A 14,182-nucleotide genomic window follows, 5' to 3' on the forward strand; every position below is an offset into this window, starting at 1 on the left:
CCCATGCACCTGCTCAGGACCCAGCCCGGCGGATTCGTGTCGGATGACAACATTGCCGACCTTGGACAAACCCCCGCCGAGCTGGTGATCCTGTGCAGCGGCGACTCCAGCCTGGCGCTGCTCGCCGAAGCGGCGCAGCAGTTGCCCGACGACTACCCGAGTGTGCGCCTGGCCAACCCGATGCAGGTGCAGAACCATGCATCGGTCGACCTGTACGTCGACGAAGTACTGAGCCATGCCAAAGTCATCCTGATTTCGCTGCACGGCGGCATCGCCTATTGGCGTTACGGCGTCGAGCGGCTGGTGGAGTTGTCGCAGCGTGGTGTGCAGCTGATCCTTGTGCCTGGCGATGATCGTCCGGACCCGGAACTCAGCGATCTCAGCACCGTGGGCGTTGAAGATCGCGACCGGCTATGGCAATTCCTGCGCCAGGGTGGCATGGGCAATGCCCTGGACTTTTTCCATTGCCTGGCCAATCGTTGGCTGGATCGCGACTACGCCTGGGCCGAGCCGCACACCTTGCCACGCACGGCGATTTACCACCCGCGAAAAAGTCCCGCGGCACTGAGCGACTGGCAATCGGAGTGGCGCAGTGGTCAACCGGTGGCGGCGGTGCTGTTTTACCGCTCGCATTTGCAGGCGGCGAATACCGCTTTCATCGATATTTTCTGCCAGCGTTTGCAGGCGGCAGGGCTAAATCCGTTGCCGATTGCGCTGGCCAGCCTCAAAGAGCCCGGCTGCCTTGCGGTGGTCGAGGACTGGCTGGATGACGTCGAGGCGGGGGTGATTCTCAATACCACCGGTTTCGCCCAATCCAGCCCGGAAGCACCGCACTTGCGCCCGTTTCGTCGCAATATCCCGGTGATCCAGGCCATTTGCGCCCAGGACAATGAACCGGGCTGGCGCGCCAGCGAACAAGGCCTCGGCCCTCGGGATCTGGCGATGCACATTGCGCTGCCGGAACTGGACGGGCGCATCATCAGCCGGCCGATCAGTTTCAAGGACCTGGCCTGGCGCAGCGAGCGCAGTCAGTCCGACGTGGTCTGCTACCGCGCGCAGCCGGAACGCATGGACTTTGTCGCGCAACTGGCGCGGCGCTGGATCGATCTGGCGCGGGTGCCCAATGGCGAAAAACGAATCGCGCTGATCCTGGCCAATTACCCGACCCGCGATGGTCGCATCGGCAACGGCGTGGGGCTCGATACCCCGGCTGCAGCGTTGAACATCCTGCGCGCGCTTCATCAAGAAGGTTATCCGCTGCCAGCCGGGTTGCCGGACAGCGGCACCGCGTTGATCCAGCAATTGCTCGGCGGCGTCAGCAACGACCTCCATACCCTCGATCAACGCCCGTGCCAGCAAAGCCTGGGTATGGACGCTTACCTGCAGATGTTCAATGTGCTGCCAGAGGCCAATCGTCAGGCCGTGCTGGAACGTTGGGGCGCGCCCGAGAACGATCCAATGTGCCGTGACGGACGAATGATGATCGCCGGGTTGCGCTTTGGCCTGACCTTCGTCGGCATTCAACCGGCGCGGGGTTACCAGGTCGATCCAAGTGCGGTGTATCACGACCCGGACCTGGTGCCGCCCCATGGCTACCTGGCGTTCTATTTCTGGTTGCGCAATACCTACGGCGCCCACGGCGTGATCCATGTCGGCAAGCACGGCAACCTCGAATGGCTGCCTGGCAAGGGCGTGGGGCTGTCGGAGCACTGCTGGCCGGATGCGCTGCTCGGGCCACTGCCGAACATCTATCCATTCATCGTCAACGACCCGGGCGAGGGCGCCCAGGCCAAGCGCCGCACCCAGGCGGTGATCATCGACCACTTGATGCCGCCGCTGACCCGCGCCGAAACCTACGGCCCGCTGCGCAACCTCGAATTGCTGGCCGACGAATATTACGAAGCGCAATTGCTCGATCCTCGGCGTGCCCGGGAACTGCAACGCGACATCCTGCAATTGGTGCGCGATACCCACATCGACCGCGAGCTGCAACTGGACGAGCGACTGGACAGCGATGCCGATGCGGCGATCTGGCTGCCACGCCTGGACACTTACCTGTGTGACTTGAAAGAGTCGCAGATCCGCGATGGCTTGCACGTGTTCGGCGAGTCGCCGGCCGGACGCTTGCGGATCGACACCTTGCTCGCGCTGCTGCGCATCCCCCGGGGCGATGGTCGAGGGGCGCAATCGAGCCTGCTGCGGGCGCTGGCCAAGGCCTTCGAGCTGGGCTTCGATCCGCTGGATTGTAAGTTGGCGGAACCGTGGATCGGGCCGCGTCCCAACGCAATGTTGTCGCTCAGCGATGAGCCCTGGCGCACCACCGGCGACACCCGCGAACGCCTCGAGCTGTTCGCCACACAGCTGATCTCGCAGGTGTTGAATACCTCCTGTGGGAGCCCGCCAGCAGGCTGGCTCCCACAGGAGGCGCGTTGGATTGAGGTTCAAGTCATCCTCGACCACCTGCGCGAGGTGGTCGCACCAAGGCTCGACGCCTGTGGTCCCGCAGAAATGCGCGGCCTGCTTGATGCCCTGAGCGGTCGTTTCGTCCCGGCCGGCCCCAGTGGCGCGCCGAGTCGCGGGCGCCTGGATGTGCTGCCCACCGGGCGCAACTTCTATTCGGTGGACGTGCGCAACCTGCCGACCACCACGGCATGGCGCATCGGTTTCCAATCCGCCAACCTGATTCTCGAACGCCACTTGCAAGACCATGGGGATCACCTGCGTCAGCTCGGCCTGTCGGTTTGGGGCACGGCGACCATGCGCACCGGCGGCGATGACATCGCCCAGGCCATGGCGTTGATGGGCGTGCGGCCGGTCTGGGCCACCGGCAGTCAGCGGGTCGACGACTTTGAAATCCTGCCGCTGAGTTTGCTCGATCGTCCGCGGGTAGACGTGACCTTGCGCGTATCGGGTTTCTTCCGCGATGCCTTCGCCAACCTGATCCGGTTGTTCGATGCGGCCGTGCAGGCGGTCGCCGCGCTGGATGAGCCGCACGACTTGAATCCGTTGGCGGCCAAGGTGCGCGCCGAGCGCGAAGCCTTGCTGCAATCGGGGCTCGATGATGAAGCCGCTCGCCGTCAGGCCGGTTGGCGCATTTTCGGCGCCAAGCCCGGTGCGTATGGCGCAGGCGTGCAGGGCGCCATCGATGGTCGCCTGTGGCAGAGCCGCGAGGACCTGGCCGAGGTTTACCTGAGTTGGGGCGGCTACGCGTATGGCGGGTCTGACGAAGGCACCGCGGCCCGTGAGCAGTTTTCCCAGCGCCTGAGCCAGGTGCAAGCGGTGCTGCAAAACCAGGACAACCGTGAGCACGACCTGCTCGATTCCAATGACTACTACCAATTCCAGGGCGGCATGCTGGCCGCCGTGGAAAGCCTGAGTGGCGAGGCGGCGGCCAGTTATCACGGCGATCACAGCCAGCCGGACCTGCCGAAGATCCGCACACTGAAGGAAGAACTGAACCGCGTCATCCGCTCCCGGGCGGCCAATCCGAAGTGGATCGACGGGGTCAAGCGACACGGCTATAAAGGTGCATTCGAAATGGCTGCGACGGTCGACAACCTGTTCGCCTTCGACGCCACCACCCGCTTGATCGACGATCACCAATACGCGCTGCTGGCCGATGCCTATCTGCTCGATCCGGACACCCGGGACTTCGTGCGCGAGCATAACCCCCATGCCTTGCGCGATATGACCGAGCGGATGCTGGAGGCGCAGCAGCGGGGGATGTGGAAAGAACCGGGGGATTACCGTGAAGCGCTGGAGAACCTGTTGCTGGATATAGAAGAAGATACGTAGGCAGGATCGTTCCCATGCTCTGCGTGGGAATGCATCAAGGGACGCTCTGCGTTCCAGCCACGCCACAAATGTAGCGGCTGATACCGGTGGGACACGGAGCGTCCCGGGCTGCATCCCCACGCGGAGCGTGGGAACGATCAACGACCACGAATGAGAAAAACCAAAATGACCGACACCCCCCATTTCCCGCTCTCCGCCGTGGTCGGCGCCGACGATTTGAAACTCGCGCTGTACCTGACCGCCATCGACCCTAAAATCGGCGGTGTGCTGATCGAAGGCCCTCGCGGCATGGCCAAGTCAACCTTGGCCCGCGGCCTTGCGGACCTGCTGGCCAGCGGCCAATTCGTCACCTTGCCCCTGGGGGCCACCGAAGAGCGCCTGGTCGGCACCCTCGACCTCGACGCGGCCCTGAGTGAAGGTCGCGCGCAATTTTCCCCCGGTGTGCTGGCCAAGGCCGACGGCGGCGTGCTCTACGTCGATGAAGTGAACCTGCTACCGGATCACCTGGTTGATCTGCTGCTCGACGTGGCCGCCAGCGGCACCAATCTGGTTGAACGCGATGGTATTTCCCATCGGCATTCGGCGAAGTTCGTGCTGATCGGCACCATGAACCCGGAGGAGGGCGAGTTGCGTCCGCAACTGCTCGATCGCTTTGGCTTGAACGTCGCCCTCAGCGGCCACACTGCACCGAAGGAGCGCGGCAAAATCATCCGTCGGCGCCTGGATTTCGACAGTGATCCACAACACTTTTGCGCTGAATGGGAGCACCAGCAGCAGTCGTTGCGTGAGCGCTGCCAAACAGCGCGCAGCACCTTGGCGAGCATTCCCCTCGACGATCAAGCGTTGGCGCAGATCACCGAGCGTTGCTTTGCCGCCGGTGTCGATGGCTTGCGCGCCGACCTGGTCTGGTTACGCGCGGCGCGCGCCCATGCGGCCTGGCGCGGCGCAACAGCCATTGGCGAAGAAGATATCGACGCGGTCGCCGAGTTTGCTTTGCGCCATCGTCGTCGCGAGCACACGCCACCGGCCCCCCAACAAAACCAGGCGCCATCCAGCCAACAGCCGAACCCGAGCGAAGGGCAGGGCCAGTGGGGCGAGATGCCCGCTCAAGCGCTGCCGGTCGGTGCGCGGCGTGAAGTGCCGAGCTGGCCAAAAAAGCCCTAGGCATTCGCCCTCGCTCTGACGCGGGGGCGAATGCCAGACCCCGTGCCGGACGCCTCGATCACGGTAAACAGGGTAAGCGTCACGTGGCCGATAGCGGATCAATCAATTGGCCAGGCACTTTACTCAACGGTCGGCCGCGCCAGCGCCAGGATGTGCTGTTCCAGCTGCGCACGCGCTCGGCGCATGAGCTGTGGCTGGTGATTGTCGATGCGTCGGCTTCGACCCGCCGCCACCAGGCACTGAGTGATGCCAAGGGCCTGTTGGCGCAATTGTTCGATGATGCCTACCGCCAGCGTGCGCGCCTGGCATTGCTGACGGCCAGTGGTGCTGCACCTAAGTGGCAGGTGCAGGGGTTGAAGGCATCCAGCGGCTTGCGCCATTGGCTCGACGGACTCGGCGCGGGTGGCGGCACACCGCTGCTGGCGGCGCTGGGTGAAGCGGCGGTTTGGCTTGGCGTGCGACGAAAGCGTTTTCCAGAGGAGCAGCAACGCTTGCTGGTGGTGACTGATGGCCGGATGAAGGAGTGGCCGTCGTTGCCCGCGCTCGACTGTCCGGGACTGGTGATAGACATCGAGCGTGGTCCGATTCGCCTGGGGCGCAGCAAGGTGCTGGCGGCGCAGTTGCAGTCCGAGTGTCGGCATATCGACGAGCTGCATTGAGACTCAAAGATCGCAGCCTTCGACAGCTTTTACAGGGTTCGCCATTAATGCCGGTTGAAGCGCAGGAATCGGATTACGCATCAGCGTGCCCACCACCAGCGCCCCCAGCAATCCCGCCAAGCCCGCAACCCATAGCAAGAGACTGAAGCCACCCACGAATGCCGTTCGTGCCATGGGCTCGACCACCGGCTGCGCAGCCTCCGGCAACAGACTCAGTGCCGCCGGCATGTCACCGGCTACCACTCGCGACGCGATACCCTGGCTGTGTTCGAGCCATTGCCCGCCCTGTGCCGCCAGACTTTCGTACAGCAACCGTTCGCTATGCCCCGACAGCAACGCGCCATACACGCCGATGGCCAGCATCACCGCACTGAAGCGCATGGTCGTACTCATACCCGAGGCCATGCCGGTACGCTCCCGGGGCACACAGGCCATGATATTTTTTTGCGTATCGCCATTGAGCAACCCGGCACCGGCACCCGTGACTGCAATCGCCAGGGCGAAGGGTAGGTATCCGCCGCTATTGACCGCCCAGGCGCTGAGCAAATTGCCGCTGCCCACAAGGGACAGTCCGATGGCCATCATGTTCGCGGGCGTAACGCGTCCCGCCAGCCGTGCACCAATGCGCGGGAAGATAAGCATGGTCACAGCAAACGGCAGCATGCCCAGCCCCGCGGAAATGGCGGTAAAACCCAGACCGTTCTGCAAGTAGAACGGCAGCAGGGTCATCATCACCTGGGCGCACGCGGCGTAGGCAAACATACCGAGCAACGCGCCGATGAACCGTGGGTGACGGAACAGTTGCAGGTCGATCATCGGCCGCTGCTGCAGACGCTCGATCAACACGAACAACCCGAGCAACAGGACGCCGCCCACCAGGCGGGCGTAGGTCATGGGGGTGTTCCAGCCGATGCGGTTGGCCTCGATCAGGCCCCAGACCAGGCACAGCAAGCTGGCGCTGAAGGCGAGGCTGCCCCACGGATCGAGACGCGCGGCCTGGGCGTCGCGGGACTCCGGCACCGCGCGCCAGACCATGAACATCAGGAACAGGCCGATCGGCAGGTTGAGGTAGAAAATCCAGCGCCAGCCCACGTACTCGGCGATCAACCCGCCCAGGGTCGGCGCCGCCGTCATGGCCACACCCATGCAACCGCCCCAGAATGCCCAGGCCTTGGCCCGTTCGACTTCATCGTGGAAGGAGTGGCCGATAGAGGCGAGCGCCGAGGTCAACAACAGCGCCGCGCCGACGCCCTTGATCGCGCGGGCAATGTCGAGAAACAGTGCATTCGGTGCGGCGCCGCAGCCGACTGAGGCCAGAATGAAAATACCCAGCCCCCACATCAGGGTTTTCTGTCGGCCGAAACGGTCCGTCAGGCTGCCTGCGGGCAACAGCAACGCGGCGAACGCCAGCATGTAGGCACTGATCACCCATTCGATGTCAGCGAAATTCGCCCCCAGGTCCCGGGCGATGCTGGGCAAGGTAACGGCGACGATGTTGGTGTCCAGCACGATCAGCGAGCACACCGCGCTGGCGGTTAACAAGGTCAGGCGCGGGCTCACCGGGGGTTTGACGGACATGGCAGGGGTTCTCTACTGTGAGGTTCCGTGCAGCTTATCGCTGGCTGGCGATGCCTTTGTTAGGCGCGCACCGTGACTTCATTACCTTTGAGCTAACGCACCGATGGACATTCGCCATTTTCGCTACTTCCTCGCTGTCGCCCGGCACCGCAACTTCACCCGCGCCGCCGAACAACTGGGCATCGCACCGCCGACCCTGACCCGGCAAATCCAGGACATGGAAGCGGAGTTGGGCGCGCGCCTGTTCCTGCGTCAGGTCCGGGACGTCAGCCTGACCGAGGCCGGCGCGGCGCTGGTGACAGAGGCCGAGGCCACCGTACGGCAATTCGAATCGGCGCAGCGCAATGCCCAGCGTGCCGGTCGTGGCGATATCGGCCACATCGAATTGGGTTATGTCGCGTCGGCGGTGTATTCGGGGTTATTGCAAAAACAGGTGCAGGGTTTTGCCGGCCAATACCCGGATGTCAGCCTCAATGTGCGGGAAAGCCCCATGGCCAGCCTGGCGAACATGATCCTCGAAGGACGTTTCGATCTGGGCTACATCCGTTGCCCGTTGACGTTGCCCGAGGGTGTCGACAGTGTGCGCCTGATCGATGAAGGCTTTGTCCTGGCACTGTCGGTGGACTCATGGCTGAATCGCTTGCCGGTGATCAATTCGGCGCATTTGCACAACGAAAACTTCATTCTTCCGGAGCAGGTCGTCGGTACGTTGCATGTCGCCACCCAGGGCGCTTTCGTGCCGAAACTGGGTGCTCAGCCGGGTGGGTTGGTGGCTGTGATTGCCCTGGTTTCCCTTGGGCAAGGCGTGGCAGTGGTGCCGGAGTCTGTGGTGGGGCATGTCAGCTTGCCGAATGTGGTGTATCGGCCGATCCAGGATTGCAATGCGTCGTCGTGGCTGGCGTTGGTTCATCGGCGGTTCGAGAAATCACCGGCGGTGCTCAGGTATGTCGAATGGATCAAAAAATCGGGATAACCTGGGATCTTTTGCTCTTCTACAGATCTTGAAATGATTTCCAGCTGTAGGAACTGTCGCTATCGCCTGTACGATTCAAGTCCTTTTTCTCTTTCCAGGACTTGCATGAACGCCCTTACGGAGCCCCCCGATTATCCTTTCCCCTCGCGCCTGAGCGCGGCCTTGATGCACGCGAAACACCCGGTCTTCTGGCGTTCCGATCTCCCTGTCATTGCAGTTCCCCGGCCTCTGCGCCGTGCCTTGCCGTGCCCGGCATTCTGAATTCACTGAAGAGATCGAGACATTTTCATGGAATGGTTAGCTGACCCCACCGCATGGCTGGGCTTGTTGACGTTGATTGTGCTGGAGTTGGTGCTGGGCATCGACAACCTGGTGTTCATCGCGATCCTGGCGGACAAATTGCCGCCCGAACAGCGCGACCGCGCACGGATCATCGGCCTGTCCCTGGCGTTGCTGATGCGCCTGGGCCTGCTGGCGAGTATTTCCTGGCTGGTGACTCTGACCCAGCCGCTGTTCGAGGTGTTCGACAAGAGCTTTTCGGGTCGTGACTTGATCATGCTGTTTGGCGGTGTGTTCCTGTTGTTCAAGGCGACCATGGAGCTGCACGAACGGCTCGAAGGCCACGTCGGCGAGCGCACGTCCAATACGGCATACGCCTTGTTCTGGCCCATCGTGGCGCAAATCGTGGTGCTCGACGCAGTGTTCTCCCTCGATGCGGTGATTACCGCTGTGGGCATGGTCGACGAATTGTCGGTGATGATGATCGCCGTGATCATTTCCATCGGCCTGATGATCGTTGCCAGCAAGCCGCTGACTCGCTTCGTCAATGCGCACCCCACGGTGATCATGCTGTGCCTGGGCTTTTTGATGATGATCGGTTTCGCCCTGACCGCCGAAGGCCTGGGCTTCCACATTCCCAAGGGCTATCTGTATGCGGCCATCGGCTTCTCGATCCTGATCGAAGTGTTCAACCAGATCGCCCGGGCACGGCGCAAGCGCTCGATGCAGGGCCTGCGACCGATGCGTGAGCGCACCGCCCATGCCGTGATGCGCATGCTCGGCGGGCGCAAACTGGCGGTGGAAGAAGTCGGTGAAGAAATCGCCGACATGCTGGACAACGGCGAAACGCAGAGCGAAGAACTGTTCGACCGTCGTGAACGGGTGATGATTAGTGGCGTTCTGCAACTGGCCGAGCGGCCGATCCGCAGCCTGATGACCGTACGTGCCGACGTCGATCACATCGACCTGGCCGACGACCCGCAGACCATTCGCACGCGTCTAATGCATTCGTCCTACTCGCGTCTACCGCTGATTCGCGATGGCGCGGTGGATGAACCGCTGGGCTTCGTGCACAAGAAGGAGCTGCTCAAGGAATTCCTCGCCGGCAACCAGCCCGATCTTGGACACCTGGCGCGCCAGGCCATCAACCTGCTGGACAGCTATTCGATCCTCAATGCCCTGGAGCAGATGCGCAAGGCGTCGACCCACATCGCATTTGTGGTCAACGAATTCGGTGACTTCGTCGGCGTGCTGACCATGACCGACATCCTCGAGTCGATTGCCGGTGAGCTTCCCGATGCCAGCGAAATCGAAGGCCCGGACGTAGTCGAGGAGAAGGGCGGTTTCGTGGTCAGCGGCGCATTGAACCTGGCACGGTTGCGTCAACGCACCGGATTCGCGGCAGAACCGACCGACGACTACCAAACCCTGGCCGGCCTGGTGGTAAGCCTGCTGGATCGACTGCCGATGATCGGTGACAGCCACGAGTGGGAAGGCTGGCGATTGACCGTCATGTCAGTTAAAGAGCGGCGGGTGACGCGGGTGTTTTTGGCGCGGATGGGCGGGTGATTTTACCCCCGGCCTGAGGGGCCTTCGCGAGCAGGGAAACGCATCCCGGTGGGATGCGAACCTGCTTGCGAAGCGGCGTGCATGAATTTTCTGATTTAAAACACTTTTCAATCTCCCACTACATTCCGTTCACGACCTGTGGCACACTTTCTGTCGTCTATTCCGCTATTGCATACCTAGTTCCGTTATAGCGGAATCATTTGGGCCTTCAAGGTCTCGGAGAAGATCGTTTTTTGACTCTGATTCTTCGTTTTTCAATCAGGAGAACCCCCCATGAGCATTACTCGTTACGGCACCGGCAGCACCGCCGCTGGCGGCCAGCCGCGTCCTTTTGCCCGCGCCGTTGAAGCCGATGGCTGGCTGCACGTTTCCGGGCAGGTGCCGGCGGTGGAGGGCGAGATCATTGTTGGCGGCATCGTCGAGCAGACGCACCAGACCATGAAGAACCTGATCGCGATTCTCCAGGAGGCGGGTTTTAGCCTGGAAGATGTGGTGCGTGTCGGGGTGTGGCTGGAAGATCCGCGGGATTTCACCAGTTTCAACAAGGTCTTCTCTGAGTATTTCAAACCTGAACACGCACCGGCCCGGGCCTGTGTGCAGGCGAACATGATGGTCGACTGCAAGGTCGAGATCGATTGCATCGCGTACAAGAAAAAGGCCTGAACCCGAGCACTGATCGTTCCCACGCGGAGCGTTGGAACGATCAATCATGCAGGGCGAATTTGAATGGGAACCACTGACATGAGCGAAGACACCATCAAGCGCCGGGCTCGCGGCCTGGACCGGGCGTTCGATATCCTCGATTTTCTCAAGGAGATCGGCCAGCCCCTGCGTCCGAACGACATCGCCAACGGCATCGGCAGCCCGAAATCCACGGTCTACGAGCTGGTGGCCTCGTTGTTGGAACGGCGGATCCTGGAGCCGGTGGGCAAGGACGGTCATGTCTATCTCGGCCGCCAGCTGTATTTCCTCGGCCAGGCGCACCTGCGCCATTTCGACCTGACCCGCGAAGCCGATCGAGCGCTGCAGGAAATCGTCAGCCAGACCCACGAAACGGCGCAGATGTGCCTGCTCAACGGACGCAAATACACCGTGGCGTTGATGAAGGAGGGCGAGCGGCATTTCCGCATTTCCTCGGACATTGGCGAGAACGCGCCCATCCCCTGGACGGCGTCGGGGCGCCTGTTGCTGGCGCACCTGAGTGACGCGCAAATCGTCGACCTGATCGACCACGACGACTTCATCCTGCCCAACGGCGAACGTTTGCCGCTGGAACAGTTTCTCAAGGAAATCCGTCAGGCCGGCATCGATGGCTTTTTCTCCTTCGACAGCGTGGCCGACACCTTTACCCATTGCTTCGCCGCCCCGGTCAAAGGCCCCGATGGCGTGGCCATTGCCACCCTGTGCATCGTCGCCCCACGGGCCGATGCCAAGACCCATTACAGCGATTACCGCCGGGTGCTGATCGATAGCGCCAACAGCCTGGCCCGTCGCATCAACGAATGACAGCGGCTGCCCGCGGCCGCGAATGTAAGGAGTTCGACCATGTCTTCTGCCAAGAATATTGCCGCCGTGGAAAAGGGCTTTGCCCACACGGGCGCCCACCTGGTGCGTGACGTCAGCCTGCCCGCGCTGGTGCTGCATCGCGAAGCGCTGGAACACAACATTCGCTGGATGCAGGACTTTGTCAGCAACAGCGGCGCGCAGCTTGCGCCCCACGGCAAGACCAGCATGACCCCGGCGCTGTTCCGCCGGCAGCTGGACGCCGGTGCCTGGGGCATCACCCTGGCCAGCGCCACGCAAACCCGTGCGGCCTATGCCCACGGCGTGCACCGGGTACTGATGGCCAACCAGTTGGTCGGCACCCCGAACATGGCGTTGATTGCCGATCTTCTGGCTGATCCGAATTTTGACTTCTATTGCATGGTCGATCACCCGGACAACGTCGCCGACCTCGGCGCCTATTTCGCTTCACGGGGTGTGCGCCTGAACGTGATGATCGAGTACGGCGTGGTCGGCGGTCGTTGCGGTTGCCGCAGCGAACAGCAAGTGCTGGACCTGGCCAAGGCCATCGCCGCACAACCGGCCTTGGCGCTGACCGGAATCGAGGGGTATGAAGGGGTGATCCACGGTGACCACGCGGTGAGTGGTATCCGCGCTTTCGCCGGCTCCCTGGTGCGTCTGGCCGTGCAGTTGCAGGACAGCGGCGCCTTCGCGAATGCCAAGCCGATCATCACCGCTTCAGGTTCGGCCTGGTATGACTTGATTGCCGAAGAGTTCGAGGCGCAGAACGCTGGCGGGCGCTTCCTCAGCGTCTTGCGTCCGGGCAGCTATGTGGCCCACGACCATGGCATCTACAAGGAAGCGCAATGCTGCGTGCTCGACCGCCGCAGCGATCTGCAGGAAGGCCTGCGCCCGGCGCTGGAGGTCTGGGCTCACGTGCAGTCGTTGCCGGAGCCAGGCTTTGCGGTGATTGCCCTGGGCAAGCGCGACGTGGCCTATGACGCCGGCTTGCCGGTGCCGTTGCTGCGCTACCGGGCCGGAGTAGTGCCGGCCAGGGGCGATGACGTGAGCACCTGCAAGGTGACCGCCGTGATGGATCAGCATGCCTTCATGACGGTGGCACCGGAGGTTGATTTGCGTGTGGGCGACATCATTTCGTTCGGCACTTCGCACCCGTGCCTGACGTTCGACAAGTGGCGCGTGGGTTGTCTGGTGGATGAGCAATTGCACGTCGTCGAGACCATGGAGACCTGTTTCTAACAGGTTTGAGACCGCGGCGCGGCCTTCGCTGTAGGAGCGAGGCTTGCCCGCGAAGGCGTCCGCCCAGACAACAAAGAAACCCCAGAGACCCCACGACATGAACACCATCAACACCCTGGGCCCCAACACCCCACGCATCGCCCTGATCGGCGAATGCATGATCGAGTTGCAACACCGCGCCGACGGCAGTCTGCAACAGAGTTTCGGCGGCGATACCTTGAACACCGCGGTCTACCTGTCCCGGGAGCTTGGCGCGGCGGGATCGGTGGATTACGTCACCGCCCTGGGCGATGACAGTTTCAGCGATGCCATGTGCCAGAGTTGGGCAGCCGAAAACATTGGCCTGAGCAAGGTCCAGCGCTTGCCCGACCGCTTGCCTGGGCTGTATTGCATCCAGACCGACGCGGCCGGCGAGCGGCGTTTTCTCTATTGGCGCAATGAAGCGGCGGTACGTGACTGCTTCACCACCCCGGCCGCCGCGCCGATCCTGGCCGCGCTGCCGAACTACGATGTGTTGTACTTCAGCGGCATCACCCTCGCGGTGTTGGGTGTACAAGGTCGGGAAAAATTATTGGAAACCCTGATCGAAGCCCGCCAGCGCGATGCGCGGATCGTCTTCGACAATAACTACCGACCGCGTTTGTGGGCTTCGGTGGAGGACGCGCGGGTGGCTTACCGCAAGGTCCTGCCCTATGTCGACCTGGCACTGCTGACCGTCGATGACGAGCAGGCGCTGTTCCATTTCGCTGATTGCGAGGCGGTGTTTGCAGCGTACGAGCAGATCGGCACGCCTGAAGTGGTGCTCAAGCGCGGTGCCGAGGCCTGTCTGATTCGTTGTGCCGGCGAGTCATTCGAAGTGCCGGCGCTGAAGGTCGAGCGGGTGGTGGATACCACGGCGGCGGGGGATTCGTTCAGTGCGGCGTACCTGGCCTCGCGGCTCAAGGGGGCGAGCCCGGTCGAGGCGGCTGAGGCGGGGCATCGGTTGGCGAGCCAGGTGATCCAGGTGCCGGGGGCACTGATTCCGAAGTAAGTGTTGGATGGCCGCTGGCTGCGCCATCGGTTCGCTGGCAAGCCAGCTCCTACAGGTCGAGACCCTAAAGCCAACTATCAATCCCGGTAAAACACCTGCACCAGGTGATAGCCAAATTTGCTCTTGATCGGCCCATGTACCACCCGCAGCGCTTTCTTGAAGATCACCGCATCGATCGCCCCGACCATCTGGCCCGGCCGCACTTCACCCAGGTCGCCGCCGCGTTTACCGGACGGGCAGGTGGAGTACTTCTTGGCCAGCACATCGAAGGCTTCGCCCTTGGCGATGCGTTGCTTGAGTTGCTCGGCTTCTTCCGAGGTTTTCACCAGGATATGGCGGGCTTGAGCTTTCATGGGGCAGATACCTTGTTAC

General features: G+C 62.5%; 11 protein-coding genes. 9 read left to right on the forward strand and 2 right to left on the reverse strand.

Annotated elements, in window-relative coordinates; genetic code table 11:
• Nucleotides 1-3: 3 nt before the first annotated feature.
• The 3 genes from cobN (at nucleotide 4) to ACIO0C_RS07415 (ending at nucleotide 5,618) form a co-directional block, all read left to right on the forward strand.
• Complete coding sequence (cobN, locus tag ACIO0C_RS07405; protein WP_401309712.1) at nucleotides 4-3,795, forward strand: cobaltochelatase subunit CobN; 3,792 nt, start codon at nucleotides 4-6, stop codon at nucleotides 3,793-3,795.
• Nucleotides 3,796-3,960: 165 nt separating this feature from the next.
• A complete protein-coding gene (locus ACIO0C_RS07410; RefSeq protein ID WP_401309715.1) occupies nucleotides 3,961-4,959 on the forward strand; it encodes an ATP-binding protein in 999 nt (332 codons plus the stop codon).
• Between the two features lie 2 nt (nucleotides 4,960-4,961).
• Nucleotides 4,962-5,618 (forward strand): VWA domain-containing protein, encoded by a 657-nt coding sequence (locus ACIO0C_RS07415; RefSeq protein WP_401309779.1) that lies wholly within the window; start codon nucleotides 4,962-4,964, stop codon nucleotides 5,616-5,618.
• Between the two features lie 3 nt (nucleotides 5,619-5,621).
• Here the strand turns inward: ACIO0C_RS07415 and ACIO0C_RS07420 are convergent, their stop codons facing one another.
• Complete coding sequence (locus ACIO0C_RS07420) at nucleotides 5,622-7,196, reverse strand: MFS transporter (RefSeq protein WP_401309718.1); 1,575 nt, start codon at nucleotides 7,194-7,196, stop codon at nucleotides 5,622-5,624.
• Between the two features lie 103 nt (nucleotides 7,197-7,299).
• Here ACIO0C_RS07420 and ACIO0C_RS07425 point away from each other — a divergent pair, with 103 nt between their 5' ends.
• The 6 genes from ACIO0C_RS07425 to ACIO0C_RS07450 all read left to right on the forward strand — a co-directional run bounded on the left by ACIO0C_RS07425 (nucleotide 7,300) and on the right by ACIO0C_RS07450 (nucleotide 13,810).
• Complete coding sequence (locus tag ACIO0C_RS07425; RefSeq protein WP_401309721.1) at nucleotides 7,300-8,169, forward strand: LysR family transcriptional regulator; 870 nt, start codon at nucleotides 7,300-7,302, stop codon at nucleotides 8,167-8,169.
• Nucleotides 8,170-8,457: 288 nt separating this feature from the next.
• The gene (locus tag ACIO0C_RS07430) at nucleotides 8,458-10,017 is read left to right on the forward strand and encodes a transporter associated domain-containing protein (protein WP_401309724.1); all 1,560 of its coding nucleotides are present in this window, start codon (nucleotides 8,458-8,460) and stop codon (nucleotides 10,015-10,017) included.
• 273 nt (nucleotides 10,018-10,290) lie between these two features.
• Nucleotides 10,291-10,680 (forward strand): RidA family protein, encoded by a 390-nt coding sequence (locus ACIO0C_RS07435; RefSeq protein ID WP_401309727.1) that lies wholly within the window; start codon nucleotides 10,291-10,293, stop codon nucleotides 10,678-10,680.
• A gap of 78 nt (nucleotides 10,681-10,758) precedes the next feature.
• The gene (locus tag ACIO0C_RS07440) at nucleotides 10,759-11,523 is read left to right on the forward strand and encodes an IclR family transcriptional regulator (protein ID WP_401309729.1); all 765 of its coding nucleotides are present in this window, start codon (nucleotides 10,759-10,761) and stop codon (nucleotides 11,521-11,523) included.
• A gap of 39 nt (nucleotides 11,524-11,562) precedes the next feature.
• Entirely contained in the window at nucleotides 11,563-12,780 is a 1,218-nt protein-coding gene (locus ACIO0C_RS07445) for an amino acid deaminase (RefSeq protein ID WP_401309732.1), read from the forward strand.
• 97 nt (nucleotides 12,781-12,877) lie between these two features.
• Nucleotides 12,878-13,810, forward strand: a complete 933-nt coding sequence (locus tag ACIO0C_RS07450; protein ID WP_401309735.1) for a sugar kinase — start codon at nucleotides 12,878-12,880, stop codon at nucleotides 13,808-13,810.
• A gap of 77 nt (nucleotides 13,811-13,887) precedes the next feature.
• On the opposite strand, the gene ACIO0C_RS07455 is transcribed toward ACIO0C_RS07450, so the two are convergent.
• Nucleotides 13,888-14,163 (reverse strand): peptidylprolyl isomerase, encoded by a 276-nt coding sequence (locus ACIO0C_RS07455; RefSeq protein ID WP_401309738.1) that lies wholly within the window; start codon nucleotides 14,161-14,163, stop codon nucleotides 13,888-13,890.
• Between the last annotated feature and the right edge of the window lie 19 nt (nucleotides 14,164-14,182).

The organism is Pseudomonas sp. NPDC087336, assembly GCF_044744285.1.
In the GTDB taxonomy this organism is placed as follows: Bacteria; Pseudomonadota; Gammaproteobacteria; order Pseudomonadales; family Pseudomonadaceae; genus Aquipseudomonas.

Bases quoted from the DNA above. Each gene is read 5' to 3' on its own strand.
- ACIO0C_RS07410 (WP_401309715.1), top strand. From the start codon at position 3,961: ATGACCGACACCCCCCATTTCCCGCTCTCCGCCGTGGTCGGCGCCGAC.
- ACIO0C_RS07420 (WP_401309718.1), bottom strand. From the start codon at position 7,196: ATGTCCGTCAAACCCCCGGTGAGCCCGCGCCTGACCTTGTTAACCGCC.
- ACIO0C_RS07430 (WP_401309724.1), top strand. From the start codon at position 8,458: ATGGAATGGTTAGCTGACCCCACCGCATGGCTGGGCTTGTTGACGTTG.
- cobN (WP_401309712.1), top strand. From the start codon at position 4: ATGCACCTGCTCAGGACCCAGCCCGGCGGATTCGTGTCGGATGACAAC.
- ACIO0C_RS07440 (WP_401309729.1), top strand. From the start codon at position 10,759: ATGAGCGAAGACACCATCAAGCGCCGGGCTCGCGGCCTGGACCGGGCG.
- ACIO0C_RS07450 (WP_401309735.1), top strand. From the start codon at position 12,878: ATGAACACCATCAACACCCTGGGCCCCAACACCCCACGCATCGCCCTG.
- ACIO0C_RS07425 (WP_401309721.1), top strand. From the start codon at position 7,300: ATGGACATTCGCCATTTTCGCTACTTCCTCGCTGTCGCCCGGCACCGC.
- ACIO0C_RS07455 (WP_401309738.1), bottom strand. From the start codon at position 14,163: ATGAAAGCTCAAGCCCGCCATATCCTGGTGAAAACCTCGGAAGAAGCC.
- ACIO0C_RS07445 (WP_401309732.1), top strand. From the start codon at position 11,563: ATGTCTTCTGCCAAGAATATTGCCGCCGTGGAAAAGGGCTTTGCCCAC.
- ACIO0C_RS07435 (WP_401309727.1), top strand. From the start codon at position 10,291: ATGAGCATTACTCGTTACGGCACCGGCAGCACCGCCGCTGGCGGCCAG.